This window comes from Bradyrhizobium sp. BR 1433, assembly GCF_051547665.1.
GTDB lineage: Bacteria > Pseudomonadota > Alphaproteobacteria > Rhizobiales > Xanthobacteraceae > Bradyrhizobium > Bradyrhizobium australafricanum.
On the sequence record NZ_JBPUGG010000001.1, the window covers coordinates 5,062,004 to 5,078,392 of the forward strand.

Sequence of the window (16,389 nt, forward strand, 5' to 3'; positions counted from 1 at the left end):
GTCCTTGCCGCAGGAGTCACGACCGAACGCGCCGACGCGCAATCGGAACTGCCGCCGGTGAGCGTGGACGCGCCTCAGCAGCGCGCGATCACTGCGAATGCAAAACCGGTTCGTCGTCCGGTGACCGCACGCGCGAGCCGCGCCAACCGCGTGGCTCGATCCCAGCAGGCGACGCCGCAAGCGGCGGCACGATCCGGTGCCGGTGCCGGCGAGCGAGCCGGCGGTCCGGTGGTCGGGTTCGTTGCCACGCGTTCGGGCACGGCGACCAAGACCGACACGCCGCTGATCGAAATCCCGCAATCGATCTCGGTCGTCACCACGGACCAGATCAGGAACCAGGGTGCGGAATCGGTGGGCGCGGCATTGCGCTACACCGCAGGGGTCAGCGGCGACGTGAATGGCGGCTCGGACACCCGCTTCGGCGGCCTGCAGATCCGCGGCTTCGACATGACGATGCCGGGCCTCTACCTCGACGGCCTGCGGTTGCCGAGCAGCAACTATGTGCACTTCCTCGGGCTCGATCCGTACGGGGCCGAGCGCCTCGAGGTCCTGAAGGGGCCATCCTCGGCGATGTTCGGCGGCAGCGGCACCGGCGGCATCCTCGACTATGTCAGCAAGCTGCCGACCGCGCGCGAGTTCGGGGAAGTGTCGCTGTCGGGCGGCAGCTTCAACCGCTATCAGGGCGAGTTCGATATCGGCGGCCGCGCCAACAAGGAAGGAACGGTGCTGTGGCGCCTGACCGGCGTCGCGCGCGATGGTGAGACTCAGGTCGACTACACCAAGGACAATCGCGTCTTCATCGCGCCCGCCGTCACCGTGAAGCCGAACGAGGACACCACGATCACCTTCCTCGCGAACTACCAGAAGGAACGCCCCGGCTGGGCCTGCAATTCCTGCCGCCGTCCGGCACCGTCTGGGCCAACAACGGCCGCTACATTCCGAACACGCGCTTCGTCGGCGAGCCCGGCTTCAACCAGTTCGACACCGAGCAATCCTCTGTCGGCTACATGCTGTCGCACGACTTCAACGAGGCGCTGACGTTCCGCCAGAACCTGCGCTATTCGTGGATGCACAACGAGCAGAAGAGTTTCTACGGCACCGGCTATGCATCGGCCGCCGACGAGGCTGCGGGCCTGCTGTCGCGCGGCGGCGCCGGCGGCAGTTCGACGATCGATTCCTTCGCGGTCGACAACCAGCTGCAGGGCAAGTTCGTCACCGGCATGCTGAGCCACACGACGCTGTTCGGCGTCGATTACCGCAACACCTCGTTCCGCGACATGGCCTCGAGCTACAGCACCGGCAAGCTCAACGTCTTCGCGCCGGTCTATACCAACAGCTGGACCAACAACGGACCGTATGACGACACCGGCATCAAGCAGTCGCAGGCCGGCCTCTATCTGCAGGACCAGATCAGGCTCGGCCGGCTGTCGTTCCTGCTCGGCGGGCGGCAGGATTTCGTCACCACGGACCTCGACAACAATCTCGCGAAAACTTCGACCTCGACCGACGCCTCGGCATTCACCGGCCGCGCCGCTGTCATGTACAATTTCGACAACGGCATCGCGCCCTATTTCAGCTATTCGGAATCATTCCTGCCGGTGCTGAGCATCAACGCCGCCGGCGATCTGCTGAAGCCGGAGTCCGGCGTGCAGTACGAAGTCGGCGTCAAGTACCAGCCGGTCGGCATCAATGCACTGATCACGCTGGCCGCCTTCGACCTGACCCGGTCCAACGTCGTCACCTACGCCCCGCCGTTCTATTTCGCCGAGCAGACCGGCGAAGTCAGGTCGCGCGGCGTCGAGCTCGAAGGCACCGCGACGCTGGTCGAGGGCGTCAACATCCGCGGCGGCTACGCCTATGTCGACGCTGAAGTCACCAAGGATCCCGTCAATGTCGGCAAGGCGCCGACCACGGTGCCGCTCAACCGTTTCTCGTTGTGGGGCGATTACACCGTTCAGGGCGGCCCGCTCGCCGGCGTCCAGTTCGGGGCCGGCGTCCGCTATGTCGGATCGACGTTCGGTGACGACGCCAACACCTTCAAGGTGCCGGCGTCGACGGTCGTCGATGCGCTCGTCGCCTATACCAGGGACAATTATCGCCTCTCGCTCAACGTCACCAACCTCGCCGATACGCGCTACGTGGCAGCCTGCTACGGCAACACCAGCTGCTTCTACGCGGAGGGCCGCAAGGCGATCGCGAAGCTGACCTATCGCTGGTGATCACCCCACAACTTGCTGAAATCCCCATGAGACCCATCTTCGGACGACTGCATCGCTGGGCGGGTCTTGTCACCGCGGCCTTCCTGTTCTTCTCGGGCATCACCGGCGCGATCATCTCGTGGGACCACGAGATCGACGACGTGCTCAACAGGAAGCTGTTCGAGGTGACGAGCTCCGGACCCGCGATTCCGTCGGTCGAGCTCGCCCGGCTGATCGAGCAGCGCGATCCCCGCGCCCGCGTCGTCCACATGTTCATGACGGCAGAGAAGGGCGAATCGCTGTGGTTCTTCGTGCTGCCGCGGATCGATCCGGCGACCGGAAAGCGTTACGCGCTCGACTACAACCAGGTCTTCCTCGATCCCAACACCGGCGCCGAGCTCGGACGCCGCTATTGGGGCGCGGTCTGGCCGGTGACCCGCGAAAACTTCGTCTCGTTCCTCTACAAGCTGCATTACACGATGCACATCCCCGAATTCTGGGGCAGCGATCGCTGGGGCATGCGCTTCCTCGGCGTCATCGCCGTGATCTGGACGATCGATTGTTTCGTCGGCTTCTACCTGACCCTGCCGTCGCGGCGGCGCGCAAGGGCGCAGCGGGCGTCGGCGATATCAGGCCCGCGCGGCAAGAGCTTCTGGACCCGCTGGGCACCGGCCTGGAAGATCAAGACCTCAGGCAGCGCCTATCGAATCAATTTCGACATTCACCGCGCCTTCAGCCTGTGGACCTGGGCGTTGCTGTTCGTGATCGCATTCACGGCATTCTCGCTGAACCTCTATTTCGAGGTGTTCTCGCCGTTGATGAAGACCGTGTCCAACTACACGCCGACACCCTACGAGCAGCGACCATATCGTCATCTCGACGATCCGATCGAGCCGAGGATCACCTATGCGGAGATCGCCGCGCGCGCCGCGGCCGACGGCAAGGCGCGCGGCTGGACCACACCGATCGGTTCGATCAATTATGGTCCGGCGCATGGCGTCTATGCGGTCGCATTCTTCGAGCCGGGCGACGAACATGGCGCCGCGGGCGTCGGGCCGGCGCAGCTTTACTACGACAGCGAGGACGGCCGTCCGCTCGGCGAGAGGCTGCCATGGGTCGGCACAGCGGCCGACGTGTTCGCGCAGATGCAGTTTCCGTTGCATTCCGGCCGGATCGCCGGCTTGCCCGGGCGCATCCTGATCTCGCTGATGGGATTGGTGGTCGCGGCGCTGTCGGTGACGGGCGTCGTGATCTGGTGGCGCAAACGTCGTGCACGGATTGGCGCGCGAGAGACGATGCGCACTCGCCCCGGGAGCCGCCTTGCGCCGGCGGAATAGGTTACACCGGGCGGCAAATGCATTCGGGAGCGGCGGCGGCCGCTCCCGAGGCAGTCCGTCTTCGCAATCAGTCCGTCACAGGTTCATCTGCATCGGCTCTGGATAGTAGTGGAAGCCTTCGCCGACCTTGGCGACGTGGCCGTAGCCCGGCCAGGCGAAGTGATAGGACATCACGGCCGTCTTGTTCGCGGCCAGCATCTCCAGCAGCTTGACCCGCGACGCCGCCGCCTGCTTCGGATCGGTGTCGTAGGAGAACTCCATCCGCGGCCGCTCCAGCAGCAGCACCGCGTGATGCGAGAGGTCGCCGAGGAACGCGAAGGATTTGCCACCCGAGCTCACCATGAAGATGGTGTGGCCCACGGTGTGGCCGGGCGCTGCGATTGCCGTCACGCCGGGCAGGAATTCCTGGCCGTCCTTGAAGAACACGATGCGGTCGCGCACCGGCAGCAGGTTCTTGCGGGCATGCACGATGAAATCCTTCAACGGGCTGCCCATCTTGCCTTCGTCGGTCCAGAACTCGAGATCGCTCTGGGCGATGTAATATTGCGCATTCGGGAACAGCGGCTTGTCGTCGGCGCCGACAATGCCGCCGATATGATCGATATGCGCGTGCGACAGCACGACCGCGTCGATGTCCTCCGGCTTGATGCCGGCTTCCTTCATGCTCTTCTGCTGCCGCCCGGTGGTCTTGCCGAACAGTTGCGACGTGCCCATGCCGGTGTCGAACAGGATCAGCTTGTCGCCGGTGTTGACGATCGGCGAATTCTGCTCGAGCACGACATTGTCGGGCGAGAGGAAGTTGTCGGAGAGCATCTTCTTCACCTCCTCCTTCGGCACACCGGTGAAGGTGCCGGAGGGATCGCCGAGCGGAAGCGGCCCGTCGGATACGACGGTCACTTCGGCTTCGCCGAGCATGAAGCGGTGCCAATAGGGTGTCTGCGTGCCGAGCTTCGGTGCGCGTGCCTGTGCGGTGCCCCCGAGCAGGGTGCTGGCGCCGAGACCGGCACCGAGCGCGAGCAAGGATCGTCGTGAGACATTGAGCGTCATAACGTCTTCCTCCACAATTTTTATGATATTTTGCGTTGTTGCCCGCGCGTTGACCCGCCGCTTGACCTGACGCAGGCAGGCGGATGCTGCCCTCGCCCGCGCAAGCTGGCAAGAAGAATAAGGAGAACGCATGCGCGATCGAACGCTGGCTAAATTTCAGCCAGCTGTGCGGCGCACAAGGGAGGGTTATCTGGCGGCGCGCTTCTTCTCGATGGTATCCCAGATCATCGCCGCGACGTCCGGGCCATTGAGTTGCTGGATTGCGCGGATGCCGGTCGGCGAGGTGACGTTGATCTCGGTGAGGTTGCCGTCGATCACGTCGATGCCGACGAACAGCAGGCCGCGTTCGCGCAGCGCCGGTCCGAGCGTGGCGCAGATTTCGCGCTCGCGATCCGAGAGCTCGGTCGCCGCGGCTGCGCCGCCGCGGACCATGTTGGAGCGCAGATCGTCCGCCGCCGGCACGCGGTTGACGGCGCCGGCGAACTCGCCATCGACCAGGATGATGCGCTTGTCGCCATGCTTCACCTCGGGAGGAAGCGCTGGATCACCCAGGGCTCCTTGAACGTGACCGAGAACATGTCGAACAGCGAGCCGAAGTTCATGTCCTGCGGCATCACGCGGAAGACGGCGGCGCCGCCATGGCCGTGCAACGGCTTCATGACGACGGCGCCATGCTGGTCGCGGAATGCGTTGATCTCGTCGAGATCGCGCGAGATCAGGGTCGGCGGCATCAGCTGCGGGAAATTCATCACGAACAGCTTTTCCGGCGCGTTGCGCACGCTGGCCGGGTCGTTGACGACCAAGGTCTTCGGATGGATGCGCTCGAGGAAATGGGTCGAGGTGATGTAGGCGAGGTCGAACGGCGGATCCTGACGCAGCAGCACGACGTCGAAGCCGTTGAGCGCCTCGCGCTTCGGCTCGCCCAGCGTGAAGTGATTGCCGACCTCGTCGCGCACGGTGAGAGGCTGCACCGGCGCCACCAGCTCCTCGCCGCGCAGCGACAGCTTGTCGGGCGTGTAGTAGGAAATGCCGTGGCCGCGCTTTTGCGCCTCGAGCAGCAGCGCAAAGGTCGAATCGCCGCGGATATTGATGCGCGCGATGGGATCCATCTGGACGGCGATCTTCAATTTCATAGACATGTTCCGCGAGGTCTGAGGATAACGTTAAGGGCTTGCATCGAATGCCGCTAACAAATGGCGCGGCAGGCTCTTCGGCGCAATCAGCACGGCGTCGAATCTGAGCTCGAATTCGGCATGTTCGGGATGCGCCATCAGCCAGGCCTGGGCGGCATTGATGATGCGCAGCTGCTGGCGCGGCGTCACCGCATAGGCGGCGTCGTCGAGGCTGGCGCGGGCCTTGACTTCGACGAAAGCCAGCAGATTGCGCCGGCGCACCACCAGGTCGATCTCGCCAAAGGGGGTGCGGAAGCGTCGTGCCAGGATGCGATAGCCCTTAGCGATCAGAAGGGCTGCGGCACGGCTCTCCGCCGAGATGCCGGTCCGGAACGCCGCGACGCGCTCGGGAGAGGCGCTGTCAGTCTTCGCCATCGCCGTCCCCGATGGTCTTCGCAAGCTCGAGGGCGCGGGCATAGACCTCGCGGCGCGGCCGGCCCGACAGTTCGACCGCATGGGCGACCGCATCCTTGACGCTGCCGCGGGCGAGCTGCGCGCGCAGCAGATCGTTGAGCGAATGCTCATCCATCACCCCGGCATCATCGGCCGGAGGTCCGATGACCAGCACGAACTCACCGCGTGTTTCCAGCGCGTCCGCGCCTGCCGCCAGCTCGGCGACCGGTGCGCGCGTGACGTCCTCGTGCAGCTTGGTCAGCTCGCGGCAGATCGCGGCATCGCGGCCGGCCATGATCGCGGCGAGATCGCGCAGCGTGTCCTTCACGCGATTGCCCGATTCGAACATCACGAGCGTCGAATCGACCTTTGCCAGCTCGTTGAGCCGGGCGCGGCGCGCGCGCTCCTTGGCGGGCAAAAATCCCTCGAAGAAAAACCGGTCGGTCGGCAATGCCGCGACCGACAGCGCCGTCAGCACCGATGACGGCCCCGGCACCGCGATGACGGCGTGCCCGGCGGCGCAGACCTCGCGCACCAGCTTGAAGCCGGGATCGGAGATCAGCGGCGTGCCCGCGTCCGAGACCAGCGCGATCGCGGCGCCCTGCGCCAGGCGTTCGAGGATCTTGGGCCTGGCCTGGGCCGCGTTGTGCTCGTGGTAGAGCGCGAGCTCGGCGGTGATCGCATAACGCTCGGTCAGCCGGCGGGTGATCCTTGTGTCCTCGCAGGCGATGACGTCGACACCGGCCAGCGTCTCCAGCGCGCGCAGGGTGATGTCGGCGAGATTTCCGATCGGGGTCGCGACCAGATGGAGCCCGGGTGCCGCCCTTGGCGCGGCCAATTGCTGGCCGCCGATCGAAAAGGTTCTGGCCGCAGCGCCTGTCGTGGCATCCGAACTGTGGAGGGAACTGGCTTTTGCGCGCATAATGCCAATCTAGAGGGATGGCAGCGCTTGCGCCACATCCGCAAACGGCGGTGACGGAACGCTGCCCGACAGGGGAATGGAGGCCGCGGCAAGGGCGCCGCGGGGCCATAATCCTTTTGTTTTAGTTAACTATTCGCCGACAATATGCCTGAATCCACCCGCCTCATCAGAGCTGGATGGAGTCCTGGCTGATCACGGTCGGCCAAGAGAAGAGAGACGATGGAAGGCCCGCATCACCGCAAGTCCCCGCCGTCGGGCGCCACCCGGCGGACCGCGCTCGGCCTCATCGTGGGCGCGCCGCTGCTGACGGCCTGCTCCGGCATCCAGCAGAGCTTGAGCCAATTTTCCAGCAGCAACCCGGAAGCTGGTCCTGCCGGCCCGCAGCAGCAGCCGCAGGCGGTCGGCACCGGGCAGGTCAAGATCGGGCTGATCCTGCCGCTGTCGGCTTCCGGCAATGCCGGGCTTGCCGCCCAGTCGATGCGGAACGCGGCCGAAATGGCGCTGGCGGAATTTCAGAACCCGAACATCCAGCTCCTGATCAAGGACGATGGCGGCAGCCCGCAGGGCGCATCGCAGGGTGCCCAGCAGGCACTGTCCGAAGGCGCCGAGATCATTCTGGGGCCGCTGTTCGCAGGCTCGGTGCCGGCCGTCGCGCAACTGACGCGGCCGCGCGGAACCTCGGTGATCGCATTCTCCACCGATTCGAGCGTGGCCGGGCGCGGCGTCTACCTGCTGAGCTTCCTGCCGGAGTCCGATATCAATCGCATCGTCGACTACTCGGCGGGGATCGGAAAGCGCTCGTTCGCCGCGATGGTGCCGGACAACGCCTATGGCAATGTGGTCGAGGCCGCCTTTAAGCAGGCGGTCGGCCGCAAGAACGGCCGCGTCGTCGCATTCGAGAAATATGGCGCCGATCGCGCGACGCCGGCGCGAACCGTGGCGCAGGCGCTCGGCCAGGCCGATGCGCTGCTGATCGCCGACGATGGCGATTCGGTCGTCGCGACCGCCGATGCCCTGACCGCAGCCGGCGCCAACCTGCGCAACATCCAGCTGCTCGGCACCGGGCTGTGGGACAATCCGCGGGTGTTCGCGAGCCCCGTCTTGCAGGGCGGCCTCTATGCCGCGCCCGATCCGTCCGGCTTCCGCAGCTTCGCCGGCCGCTACCGCAGCAAATATGGCGGCGAGCCGGTACGCACCGCGACGCTTGCCTATGATGCGGTGGCGCTGATGGCGGCGCTCGCGCGCACGCAAGGGGCGCAGCGCTTTGCGCCGGAGACGTTGACCAATCCGTCCGGCTTTGCCGGTATCGACGGTCTGTTCCGCTTCCGCTCCGACGGCACCAATGAGCGTGGCCTTGCGGTCATGAAGGTGGCCTCAGGCGGCAGCACGCCCGTCGCAGGCTCGCCGAAGAGCTTTGGCGCTTGATTTTCGTCGGGCGGTCAAGCTGCCTTGTCGAGCGCCGGCACCCGCCAGCTCCTTTGCATGGGGTTGTTTTCGATATTTTGGCAGCGTGCACCTAGAGCGGTTTCGAGCGAAGTGGATACCGGTTCGCGTGAAGAAAACGCGTCAAAACAAGAATTTAGAGCCTCGTTCCGATTCAATCGGAACGGGATAGGTTCTAGGCGGCGAGATCCGCAACGACCGCGTCGAGCACCGGGAATCCCGATGTCGTCACCCGCAGTCGTCCGTCGGCGTCGACGGCGATCGCGCCTTCCTCGCGCAGCATCGCGATCCGGTGCGGGTCGAGCTGGCGGCCGGAGAGCTTCGCATAGCGCTTGGGATCGATGCCCTCGGCGAGCCGCAGCCCCATCAGCAGAAACTCGTCGGCGCGTTCTTCGCTGTTGAGGCTGTCATCGCTGACGACGCCGTGACCGCGTTCCTCGACGTTCAACAGCCACGCCTCGGGACGCCGCTCGGTTGCGGTCGCGTGCCTGACGCCATCGATGTCGAGCCTTCCATGTGCGCCGGGGCCGATGCCGGCATATTCCTCACCGCGCCAGTAGACGAGGTTGTGCTTGCACTCCGCGCCGGCGCGGGCGTGATTGGAGATCTCATAGGCCGGCAACCCTTCGCGGGCGCAGACCTCCTGCGTCACGTCGTAGAGCGCGCGCGCGGTCGCTTCGTCCGGCGTCTGCAATTTGCCGGCGGCATGCAGCCCGAAGAACGGCGTGCCTTCCTCGATCGTGAGCTGGTAGAGCGACAGATGCTCGGCCGCTTCCGAGATCGCCTGCTTCAGTTCATCGGCCCACATCCGCGGCGTCTGGTCGGGGCGGGCATAGATCAGATCGAACGAGTAACGGTCGAACGCAGAGCGCGCGATCGCGACCGCGTCGAGTGCCTCGCGCGCGCTGTGCAGGCGGCCCAGTGCCTTCAGCGAGGCGTCATCGAGTGCCTGCACGCCGAGCGAGACGCGGTTGACGCCGGCCGCGCGATAGCCGCGAAAGCGCGTCGCCTCGACGCTGGTCGGATTGGCCTCGAGCGTGACCTCGACATCGCGCGCCACCGTCCAGTGCTTGCCGATCGCATCGAGCACGGCACCGACGGTCTTCGGCTGCATCAACGACGGCGTGCCGCCGCCGAGGAAGATCGAGGACACCTGCCGCCCCGGCACGCGCGCGGCCGTCGTCTCGATCTCGCGGGCGAACGCGCGCACGAAACGCTCCTCGTCGACCGGCGCATGCCGCACATGGCTGTTGAAATCACAATACGGGCATTTCGACAGGCAGAACGGCCAGTGCACGTAGACGCCGAAGGCTTCTCGGTCAGCGTGGCTCAAGGCAGATCTCCGCGAGCTTCACGAAGGCGCGGGCGCGATGCGACAGGCCGAGCCCGAGCGGCGGCAGGCCGTGCTTCTCGATGCTGGTCATCTCGCCGAAGGTCCGCGTGTAGCCGTCGGGCAGGAAGGCCGGATCGTAGCCAAAGCCGGCGGTGCCACGCGGCGGCCAGACCAGGGTTCCATCGACGCGGGCCTCGACCTGCTCGAGATGATCGTCGGGCCAGGCCACGCACAACGCCGACACGAAGTGCGCCTTGCGCCGGTCCGGTGCGGTGGCGTCGCGTTCCTGCAGCAGCCGCTCGATCCGCGTCATCGCCGCCATGAAGTCCTTGCCCTCGCCGGCCCAGCGCGCCGAGTAGATCCCGGGCGCTCCGTCGAGCGCATCGACCACGAGGCCGGAATCGTCGGCGAAGGCGGGCAGTCCGGTCGCCTTCGCTGCCGCGATCGCCTTGATCGCCGCGTTGGCGCGAAAATTGTCTCCGGTCTCCTCGGGCTCGGCGAGGTCGAGCTCGCCGGCCGACACCACCTCCACGCCGTGCGGCGCCAGCAATTCCCGCATCTCGGCAAGCTTGCCGGGATTATGGGTGGCGATGACGAGCCTTCCGGTGATTCGGCGGTGCATGACCAATCTGACTACGCCACCGCGATCTTTTGCAAGTCGACCAGACGCGCGACACCTTTGCGCGCCAGCGCCATCAGCGCCAGGAATTCACCTTCCGAGAACGGCGTCTTCTCGGCGGTGCCCTGCACCTCGATGATCCGGCCGTCGCCGGTCATGACGAAATTGGCGTCGGTGTCGGCTTCGGAGTCCTCGGCATAGTCGAGATCGAGCACCGGCGTGCCCTGATAGATGCCGCAGGAGATCGCCGCCACATTGTCGCGCAACACATTGGTCTTCAGCATGTTGCGGGTCTTCATCCAGTTGATGCAGTCGGCCAGCGCCACCCAGGCACCGGTGATCGAGGCGGTGCGGGTGCCGCCATCGGCCTGGATGACGTCGCAATCGACCGTGATCTGGCGCTCGCCGAGTGCCTCGAGATCGACGGCTGCGCGCAGCGAGCGGCCGATCAGCCGCTGGATCTCGACCGTCCGGCCGCCCTGCTTGCCGGCCGAGGCCTCGCGGCGGGTGCGTTCCAGGGTGGCACGCGGCAGCATGCCGTATTCGGCGGTGACCCAGCCGCGGCCCTGTCCCTTCAGCCACGGCGGCAACCGCTCTTCCAGCGTGGCGGTCACCAGCACATGGGTGTCGCCGAACTTCACCATGCAGGAACCCTCGGCATATTTGACGACGCCGCGTTCCAGCGACACGGGACGCAGTTCATCGGGTGCACGGCGGCTTGGCCGCATGAAATCCTCCAGAAATCCGAGAAAATTGGCTGGCCGTGCTTGTAGGAGCGGGAAGGGGCAGCGGCAAGGGTTTTGGCGAGGGTTTTCGGCCCCGGTAGGGTCCGGTACGAGGGGGCCGAATGCATGCTTGTCATCGGCCTCCCGGATCGACAAATTATGCAGTAATTGTGAGGGACTGGAGTGTGACTCACCACGATCCGATTGGCCTGATCGCGCCGCATGCCGGGCTCGCCCAGCTCAACGAGCGTTCGCGCGACATTTTTCGTCAAATCGTCGAAAGCTATCTCGCGACCGGCGAGCCGGTCGGTTCGCGCAACATCTCGCGCCTGATCGCATTACCGCTGTCGCCGGCCTCGGTCCGCAACGTGATGTCGGATCTCGAGCAGCTCGGCCTGATCTATGCGCCGCACACCTCCGCCGGCCGGTTGCCGACCGAACTCGGGCTGCGCTTCTTCGTCGATGCGCTGATGCAGGTCGGCGACCTCACCGAGGCCGAGCGTCAGTCGATCCAGACCCAGCTTGCTGCCGTCGGCCGCGCGCAATCCGTCGAGGCCGCGCTTGGCGAAGCCTTGACGCGGTTGTCGGGGCTGACCCGCGCCGCGGCGGTGGTGCTGACGCAAAAGTCGAATGCGCGGCTGAAGCACATCGAGTTCGTCCGGCTGGAGCCGGAAAAGGCGCTGGTCGTGCTGGTCGGCGAAGACGGCCAGGTCGAAAACCGCGTGCTGGCACTGCCGCCGGGTGTTCCATCCTCAGCCCTGACCGAGGCGACCAATTTCCTCAATGCGCGGATCCGCGGCCGGACGCTGGCCGAAGCGCGGCTCGAGCTCGAGACGGCACTGACGCAAAACCGCGCCGAGCTCGATCAGCTCACGCAGAAGGTGGTCGCGGCGGGCATTGCGAGCTGGTCCGGCGGCGAGAACGAAGACCGCCAGCTGATCGTGCGCGGTCACGCCAATCTGCTGGAGGACCTGCATGCGCTCGACGACCTGGAGCGCATCAAGTCGCTGTTCGACGATCTCGAAACCAAGCGCGGCGTGATCGATCTGCTCGGCCGCGCCGAACGCGGCGAGGGCGTGCGGATCTTCATCGGCTCGGAGAACAAGCTGTTCTCGCTGTCGGGTTCCTCAACCATCATCGCGCCCTACGGCGACGCCCAGGGGCGGATCGTGGGCGTCCTCGGCGTGATCGGACCGACACGGCTGAACTATGCGCGGGTGATCCCGACCGTCGATTATGCCGCGCGCATCGTCAGCAAGATGCTCGGCGGCTGACCGGAGGGCGATTTCGCTTTCATTTGACGGGTTTTCTTCACCCAAGCCGGAGATCCCAGTTCCCGAGACCGGTATGTTGCGCTTGATTTTCGCCGCCCAAAGCACGATATCCCGGCAAGCAATCCCCAAGATTTGAACCGACGCGAGTTTTCGAGAAGGCAAGCCATGACCGATCCGAACCGGGCCAATGACAACACCGAGAATTCGGCGCCGACGGGTGAGCCCGTGGTCTCGAAACCCTACATCATGCCTGACGAGCCCGAGGCCGGATCGGCGGAGGCGCTGACCAAGGAACTCGCCGAGGCGCGCGACCGGACGCTGCGCACCCTGGCCGAGATGGAGAATCTCCGCCAGCGCACCCGCCGCGAGGTCGCCGACGCCAAGACCTACGGCATCACCGGCTTTGCCCGCGACGTGCTCGATATCGCCGACAACCTGCAGCGCGCGCTCGATGCGGTGCCGGCCGAGACCAAGGAAGCCGCCGATCCCGGCCTGAAGGCGCTGATCGAAGGCGTCGAGCTGACCGAACGTTCGCTGCTCAACGCGCTGGAGAAGAACGGCGTCAAGAAGTTCGACCCGATCGGCGAGAAGTTCGATCCGAACTTCCAGCAGGCGATGTTCGAGGTGCCTGATCCGTCGGTGCCGTCGGGCACCGTGGTGCAGGTCGTGCAGGCCGGTTACATGATCGGCGAGCGCATCCTGCGTCCGGCGCTGGTCGGCGTCTCCAAGGGCGGCGCCAAGGCCGCCCCGACCGCCGACATCACCGCCTGATCCATCCCGATCCCGGCTGCGCGTTTGTGAGCTCGCGGATTGCGCGGGCTCACGGTCGCGGCTTCTCGTGTGCCTTCGGCCAATAGGTGCCGAAGCTCCAGAGATTTCCTTCCGGATCGCGGCAGGCGAAGTCGCGGCTGCCATAGTCGGTATCGCGCAGTTCCATCTCGATCTTGGCGCCGGCAGCCTTGACCTTCGCGTGCAGCGCGTTGGGATCGCCGACGGCGATATAGATCGAGTCGGTGCGGCGGTGGTCGAGGTCGCCGACCAGCTTGCCATAGGCGTCGTCACGGCTCTGACCCAGCATCAGCATCGAGGAACCATAGGCGAGCTCGGCGTGATGGATCACGCCACCGTCGCGGTAGACGACGTGTTCGGTGAACCCAAGCACCGCCGTGAGCCAATTGGTCATCGCCTCGGCGTCCTTGCAGCGCAGGGTCGGGTAGATGCGGGGCGGTTCGATGTCGTGCGTCATGGTCGCTCACCTCCTTGGCTGACGGCGCCATCCTGCACGAGGCAACGCGGCGTCGGCTTGAAGGTTTGTTACCAGTCCGCCAGCCCATTGTCGGAATGAACCAGCCGGCGGTCGGTCAGCGCCTGGCGGCGCGCCCAGGCGGTTGGCGGTTCGCCCGCGAATTCGACGAACTCGCGGGCGAGATGGGCTTGGTCGGCATAGCCGCTTTCCGCCGCGATCCCCGCCCAGCCAAGCGCTGCGCCGCTTTGTGCCAGCCGGCTCGCCCGGTGAAACCGCATCATGCGCGCCAGCGATTTGGGGGCGAGGCCGAGCTCGGACCGAAACCGGCCGGCAAGATGCTTGCGGCTCCAGCCGATCTCGTCGGCCAATGCCGTGATGCTGATGGCGCCGGCCGAACGCGCCAGTTTTCGATAGGCGAACGCGATTTCGGGAGACGGCATGTGGCCGGCGCGGCGCAGCACGAACGCCTCGATCAGGTCGAAGCGGCGCTGCCAGCACGTCACGGCGCCGAGTTGCTCGCGCAGACGACGGCCATCATGGCCGAGCACATCGTCGATATCGACCATGCGCCCGACCAGGTCGGTCACGGCGCCGCCGAAGAAGCCGTAGGCGCCGAGCGGGGTGAAATCGACCTGCACGCAGGCAGCGTGGCCGTCGGACTCGATGTAGACAGGCCCGGCATGCAGGCCGGCGGCGAAGCTGAGCTGACGATCGGCCGCACCGGGCTCGCGCGACAGCGCGATCAGGAACGGCGAGCCGAAACTGATGATCAGCGGGACGATCAGCGGCGCGGTCTGCCGCTGCGCGAACCGGCCCGTCGCGGTCTCGCGATAACCGGTGATCCGGACGATCAGGCGCGCCAGGCGTAGCGATGGCAGGCGCTGCGCGAGATCGAATGCAACGGGTGACGCAGGCTCGGCCATGCAAATCTCGCGAGGCGGCGTCCTACGCGATATCCGAGGACTGGATGCGCTTGACGCCGGCCTTGGCCATGTCGTCCCAGGCCTTGGCGAGCGATCCCTGGGTGTCGATGCCGCGGCAGGCATCTTCCACCACATAGGTCTCGAAGCCGGCCTTGCGCGCATCGAGCGCGGTCCATGCCACGCAGAAATCGGTGGCGAGCCCGGCCACGAAAACCCGCTCGACGTTGCGCGCCTTGAGATAGGCGGCGAGCCCGGTGGTGGTCTTGCCGTCGGCCTCGGTGAAGGCGGAGTAGCTGTCGACGTCCTTGTGAAAACCCTTGCGGATGATCAGCTCGGCGTGCGGGATCGCGAGTTCCTTCGACAGCGAGGCGCCGTCGGTGCCCTGCACGCAGTGGTCGGGCCACAGCACCTGCTTGCCATAGGCAAGGTCGACGGTCTCGAACGGCTTCTTGCCGGAATGGGTCGAGGCAAAGGAGATGTGTCCGGGCGTGTGCCAGTCCTGCGTCATCACCACATTGGCAAAGCTCTTGGCGATCCGGTTGATCACCGGCACCACCTGCTCGCCGTCCTTCACCGCGAGGCTGCCGCCGGGCAGGAAGCAGTTCTGGACGTCGATCACGAGCAGCGCGGAGCCGTCGTCGGGCTTGATCGCAGCCGCCCAGAGATGTTTTGGAACCAGCGCCGCAAGCGCCAGCGCACCGAGCCCTGCAACGACCTGTCGTCGATCCAGCATCGCGCCCCTCCTCGCTCTGATAACCGTGCGAGGAGGCTAGTTCCGTTCGTGGAGCTGCGAAAGTCCGATTTTTTCGGCGGGCCTGTCAGCCGCGCGGCTGGATGCCGTCGCGCACCGCGCGGAAGCGCGGGAAAGCCTTCTCCCAATCGGTGCGCGGGGAGCTGCCGATGATGCGCAGCGATGTCTGCGCGCCGAACCGCAGCCACTGCACGATGGTCACCGGGGTATTGTCCTTGCCGCTGACGGCGTCGATGCGCGTCTCGAAGCCGGGCTGGCCGTCGATCCGGATCGGTTCGGACATGGTGATCCGGCCGTCACGCACGCCGGGGATGGTGGTGGCGATCTGCTGGGCGAAGCGGCCGCGATCATCCGGTGTGGCCGGGGCCGAGCCGATGATGCCAAGCAGCATGAAAGGCTTGGTCTCGAGGCCCTTGTCGTCGCCATCGGCCATCAGCAGCGCCGCGCCCGGCGCCAGCATGCGGACATTCTTGAAGCTGCTGAGCTCGGTGACCTTGAACGGCATCATGCCGAGCTGTTCGTCGACCGGCACCTCGTTGCGGATCTGGGCGGTGGCGAACATCTGCCGCACGGCGTCGTCGGTGTAGATCTTGCTGGCGTTCTCCGGCACCTGTACCGCGACATAGCCGGAGAAGGTCGGTCCCGGCAGGATCATGGAGTAGCGCCGCACATTGGTGGTGCCGTCACGCGCGCTCTCCACGGTGTAATAGGCGAGGCCCGCCGGCGTCTCGAGGCTCTCCGGCTTGATGTTTCCGCTGCCGGCCGGGTTGGCCTTGAAGGCGCTCACGACCTCGTTGTAGGCGTCCGCGGGCAGATCGGCGATCAAGACCTTCACGCCCTGGTCCTCGGTCTCGAAGCCGATGAACGACTTGGCGCGGTTGAGGCCCACCAGCGGCTTCATCCCGACATGCGCGCCCGGCGGAAACACCACGTCGGCGGCAAAGCCACGACAGGTGGCAGCAAGCAGCAAGGCAACCGCAACGAGAAGTCGAAAAGGCGTCATGGG

At 65.9% G+C, this 16,389-nt stretch carries 16 protein-coding genes and 1 pseudogene; 6 read left to right on the forward strand and 11 right to left on the reverse strand.

Translation table 11 applies throughout. The features are described from left to right. Positions 1-57 precede the first annotated feature (57 nt). Genes ACSKB9_RS24440 through fsrB form a run of 3 tightly spaced genes read left to right on the forward strand, consistent with a single transcriptional unit; the run spans position 58 to position 3,535 of the window. Positions 58-1,038 (forward strand): TonB-dependent siderophore receptor, encoded by a 981-nt coding sequence (locus ACSKB9_RS24440; RefSeq protein WP_438076301.1) that lies wholly within the window; start codon positions 58-60, stop codon positions 1,036-1,038. Beyond that, positions 936-2,219: a TonB-dependent siderophore receptor gene (locus tag ACSKB9_RS24445; RefSeq protein ID WP_438080379.1), complete on the forward strand. Its 1,284-nt coding sequence runs from the start codon at positions 936-938 to the stop codon at positions 2,217-2,219. Before ACSKB9_RS24440 ends, ACSKB9_RS24445 begins: the two co-directional genes overlap by 103 nt. Positions 2,220-2,245: 26 nt before the next feature. Continuing rightward, complete coding sequence (gene fsrB / locus ACSKB9_RS24450; protein WP_438076303.1) at positions 2,246-3,535, forward strand: siderophore utilization protein FsrB; 1,290 nt, start codon at positions 2,246-2,248, stop codon at positions 3,533-3,535. Positions 3,536-3,610: 75 nt separating this feature from the next. Here the strand turns inward: fsrB and ACSKB9_RS24455 are convergent, their stop codons facing one another. The 4 genes and pseudogenes from ACSKB9_RS24455 to rsmI form a co-directional block, all read right to left on the reverse strand. Beyond that, a complete protein-coding gene (locus ACSKB9_RS24455; RefSeq protein ID WP_438076305.1) occupies positions 3,611-4,582 on the reverse strand; it encodes an MBL fold metallo-hydrolase in 972 nt (323 codons plus the stop codon). 186 nt (positions 4,583-4,768) lie between these two features. Continuing rightward, a pseudogene (gene gshB / locus ACSKB9_RS24460) lies at positions 4,769-5,715 on the reverse strand (glutathione synthase). Positions 5,716-5,745: 30 nt separating this feature from the next. Continuing rightward, positions 5,746-6,129 carry a YraN family protein gene (locus tag ACSKB9_RS24465; RefSeq protein WP_028335783.1) on the reverse strand — a complete coding sequence of 128 codons (384 nt, stop codon included), beginning with the start codon at positions 6,127-6,129 and terminating at the stop codon, positions 5,746-5,748. Further along, positions 6,116-7,069, reverse strand: a complete 954-nt coding sequence (rsmI, locus tag ACSKB9_RS24470) for a 16S rRNA (cytidine(1402)-2'-O)-methyltransferase (protein WP_438076307.1) — start codon at positions 7,067-7,069, stop codon at positions 6,116-6,118. Before rsmI ends, ACSKB9_RS24465 begins: the two co-directional genes overlap by 14 nt. Positions 7,070-7,288: 219 nt before the next feature. Here rsmI and ACSKB9_RS24475 point away from each other — a divergent pair, with 219 nt between their 5' ends. Beyond that, positions 7,289-8,494 (forward strand): penicillin-binding protein activator, encoded by a 1,206-nt coding sequence (locus tag ACSKB9_RS24475; RefSeq protein WP_438076309.1) that lies wholly within the window; start codon positions 7,289-7,291, stop codon positions 8,492-8,494. Between the two features lie 193 nt (positions 8,495-8,687). Here ACSKB9_RS24475 and hemW read toward each other — a convergent pair whose 3' ends face one another. From hemW to rph, 3 genes are read right to left on the reverse strand one after another with little or no spacing between them, the layout of a single operon-like run. Further along, entirely contained in the window at positions 8,688-9,845 is a 1,158-nt protein-coding gene (gene hemW / locus ACSKB9_RS24480) for a radical SAM family heme chaperone HemW (protein WP_438076311.1), read from the reverse strand. After that, positions 9,832-10,467, reverse strand: coding sequence for an RdgB/HAM1 family non-canonical purine NTP pyrophosphatase (rdgB, locus tag ACSKB9_RS24485; protein ID WP_438076313.1), 636 nt, complete (start codon positions 10,465-10,467; stop codon positions 9,832-9,834). The genes hemW and rdgB overlap by 14 nt, the downstream gene beginning before the upstream one ends. 11 nt (positions 10,468-10,478) lie before the next feature. Continuing rightward, positions 10,479-11,192, reverse strand: a complete 714-nt coding sequence (gene rph, locus ACSKB9_RS24490) for a ribonuclease PH (RefSeq protein WP_016841497.1) — start codon at positions 11,190-11,192, stop codon at positions 10,479-10,481. A gap of 182 nt (positions 11,193-11,374) precedes the next feature. On the opposite strand from rph, the gene hrcA reads away from it, so the two are divergent. Together hrcA and grpE are read left to right on the forward strand one after the other, a co-directional pair. Continuing rightward, a complete protein-coding gene (hrcA, locus tag ACSKB9_RS24495; protein ID WP_016841498.1) occupies positions 11,375-12,463 on the forward strand; it encodes a heat-inducible transcriptional repressor HrcA in 1,089 nt (362 codons plus the stop codon). A 165-nt stretch (positions 12,464-12,628) separates the two neighbouring features. Continuing rightward, positions 12,629-13,234, forward strand: a complete 606-nt coding sequence (gene grpE / locus ACSKB9_RS24500) for a nucleotide exchange factor GrpE (RefSeq protein WP_028341763.1) — start codon at positions 12,629-12,631, stop codon at positions 13,232-13,234. Between the two features lie 49 nt (positions 13,235-13,283). Here the strand turns inward: grpE and ACSKB9_RS24505 are convergent, their stop codons facing one another. The 4 genes from ACSKB9_RS24505 to ACSKB9_RS24520 form a co-directional block, all read right to left on the reverse strand. Beyond that, entirely contained in the window at positions 13,284-13,709 is a 426-nt protein-coding gene (locus tag ACSKB9_RS24505; RefSeq protein WP_438076316.1) for a VOC family protein, read from the reverse strand. A gap of 68 nt (positions 13,710-13,777) precedes the next feature. Next, entirely contained in the window at positions 13,778-14,632 is an 855-nt protein-coding gene (locus tag ACSKB9_RS24510) for a helix-turn-helix domain-containing protein (RefSeq protein ID WP_438076318.1), read from the reverse strand. 22 nt (positions 14,633-14,654) lie between these two features. Next, positions 14,655-15,365: a bifunctional nicotinamidase/pyrazinamidase gene (gene pncA / locus ACSKB9_RS24515; protein ID WP_438076320.1), complete on the reverse strand. Its 711-nt coding sequence runs from the start codon at positions 15,363-15,365 to the stop codon at positions 14,655-14,657. An 85-nt stretch (positions 15,366-15,450) separates the two neighbouring features. Then, a complete protein-coding gene (locus ACSKB9_RS24520) occupies positions 15,451-16,386 on the reverse strand; it encodes a hypothetical protein (RefSeq protein ID WP_438076322.1) in 936 nt (311 codons plus the stop codon). Between the last annotated feature and the right edge of the window lie 3 nt (positions 16,387-16,389).

What these genes read in the sequence shown, in the direction of transcription:
- ACSKB9_RS24455 (WP_438076305.1), bottom strand. Translation starts at nt 4,582, where the DNA reads ATGACGCTCAATGTCTCACGACGATCCTTGCTCGCGCTCGGTGCCGGT.
- rph (WP_016841497.1), bottom strand. Translation starts at nt 11,192, where the DNA reads ATGCGGCCAAGCCGCCGTGCACCCGATGAACTGCGTCCCGTGTCGCTG.
- ACSKB9_RS24510 (WP_438076318.1), bottom strand. Translation starts at nt 14,632, where the DNA reads ATGGCCGAGCCTGCGTCACCCGTTGCATTCGATCTCGCGCAGCGCCTG.
- ACSKB9_RS24475 (WP_438076309.1), top strand. Translation starts at nt 7,289, where the DNA reads ATGGAAGGCCCGCATCACCGCAAGTCCCCGCCGTCGGGCGCCACCCGG.
- grpE (WP_028341763.1), top strand. Translation starts at nt 12,629, where the DNA reads ATGACCGATCCGAACCGGGCCAATGACAACACCGAGAATTCGGCGCCG.
- rsmI (WP_438076307.1), bottom strand. Translation starts at nt 7,069, where the DNA reads ATGCGCGCAAAAGCCAGTTCCCTCCACAGTTCGGATGCCACGACAGGC.
- ACSKB9_RS24520 (WP_438076322.1), bottom strand. Translation starts at nt 16,386, where the DNA reads ATGACGCCTTTTCGACTTCTCGTTGCGGTTGCCTTGCTGCTTGCTGCC.
- pncA (WP_438076320.1), bottom strand. Translation starts at nt 15,365, where the DNA reads ATGCTGGATCGACGACAGGTCGTTGCAGGGCTCGGTGCGCTGGCGCTT.
- fsrB (WP_438076303.1), top strand. Translation starts at nt 2,246, where the DNA reads ATGAGACCCATCTTCGGACGACTGCATCGCTGGGCGGGTCTTGTCACC.
- ACSKB9_RS24465 (WP_028335783.1), bottom strand. Translation starts at nt 6,129, where the DNA reads ATGGCGAAGACTGACAGCGCCTCTCCCGAGCGCGTCGCGGCGTTCCGG.
- ACSKB9_RS24505 (WP_438076316.1), bottom strand. Translation starts at nt 13,709, where the DNA reads ATGACGCACGACATCGAACCGCCCCGCATCTACCCGACCCTGCGCTGC.
- rdgB (WP_438076313.1), bottom strand. Translation starts at nt 10,467, where the DNA reads ATGCACCGCCGAATCACCGGAAGGCTCGTCATCGCCACCCATAATCCC.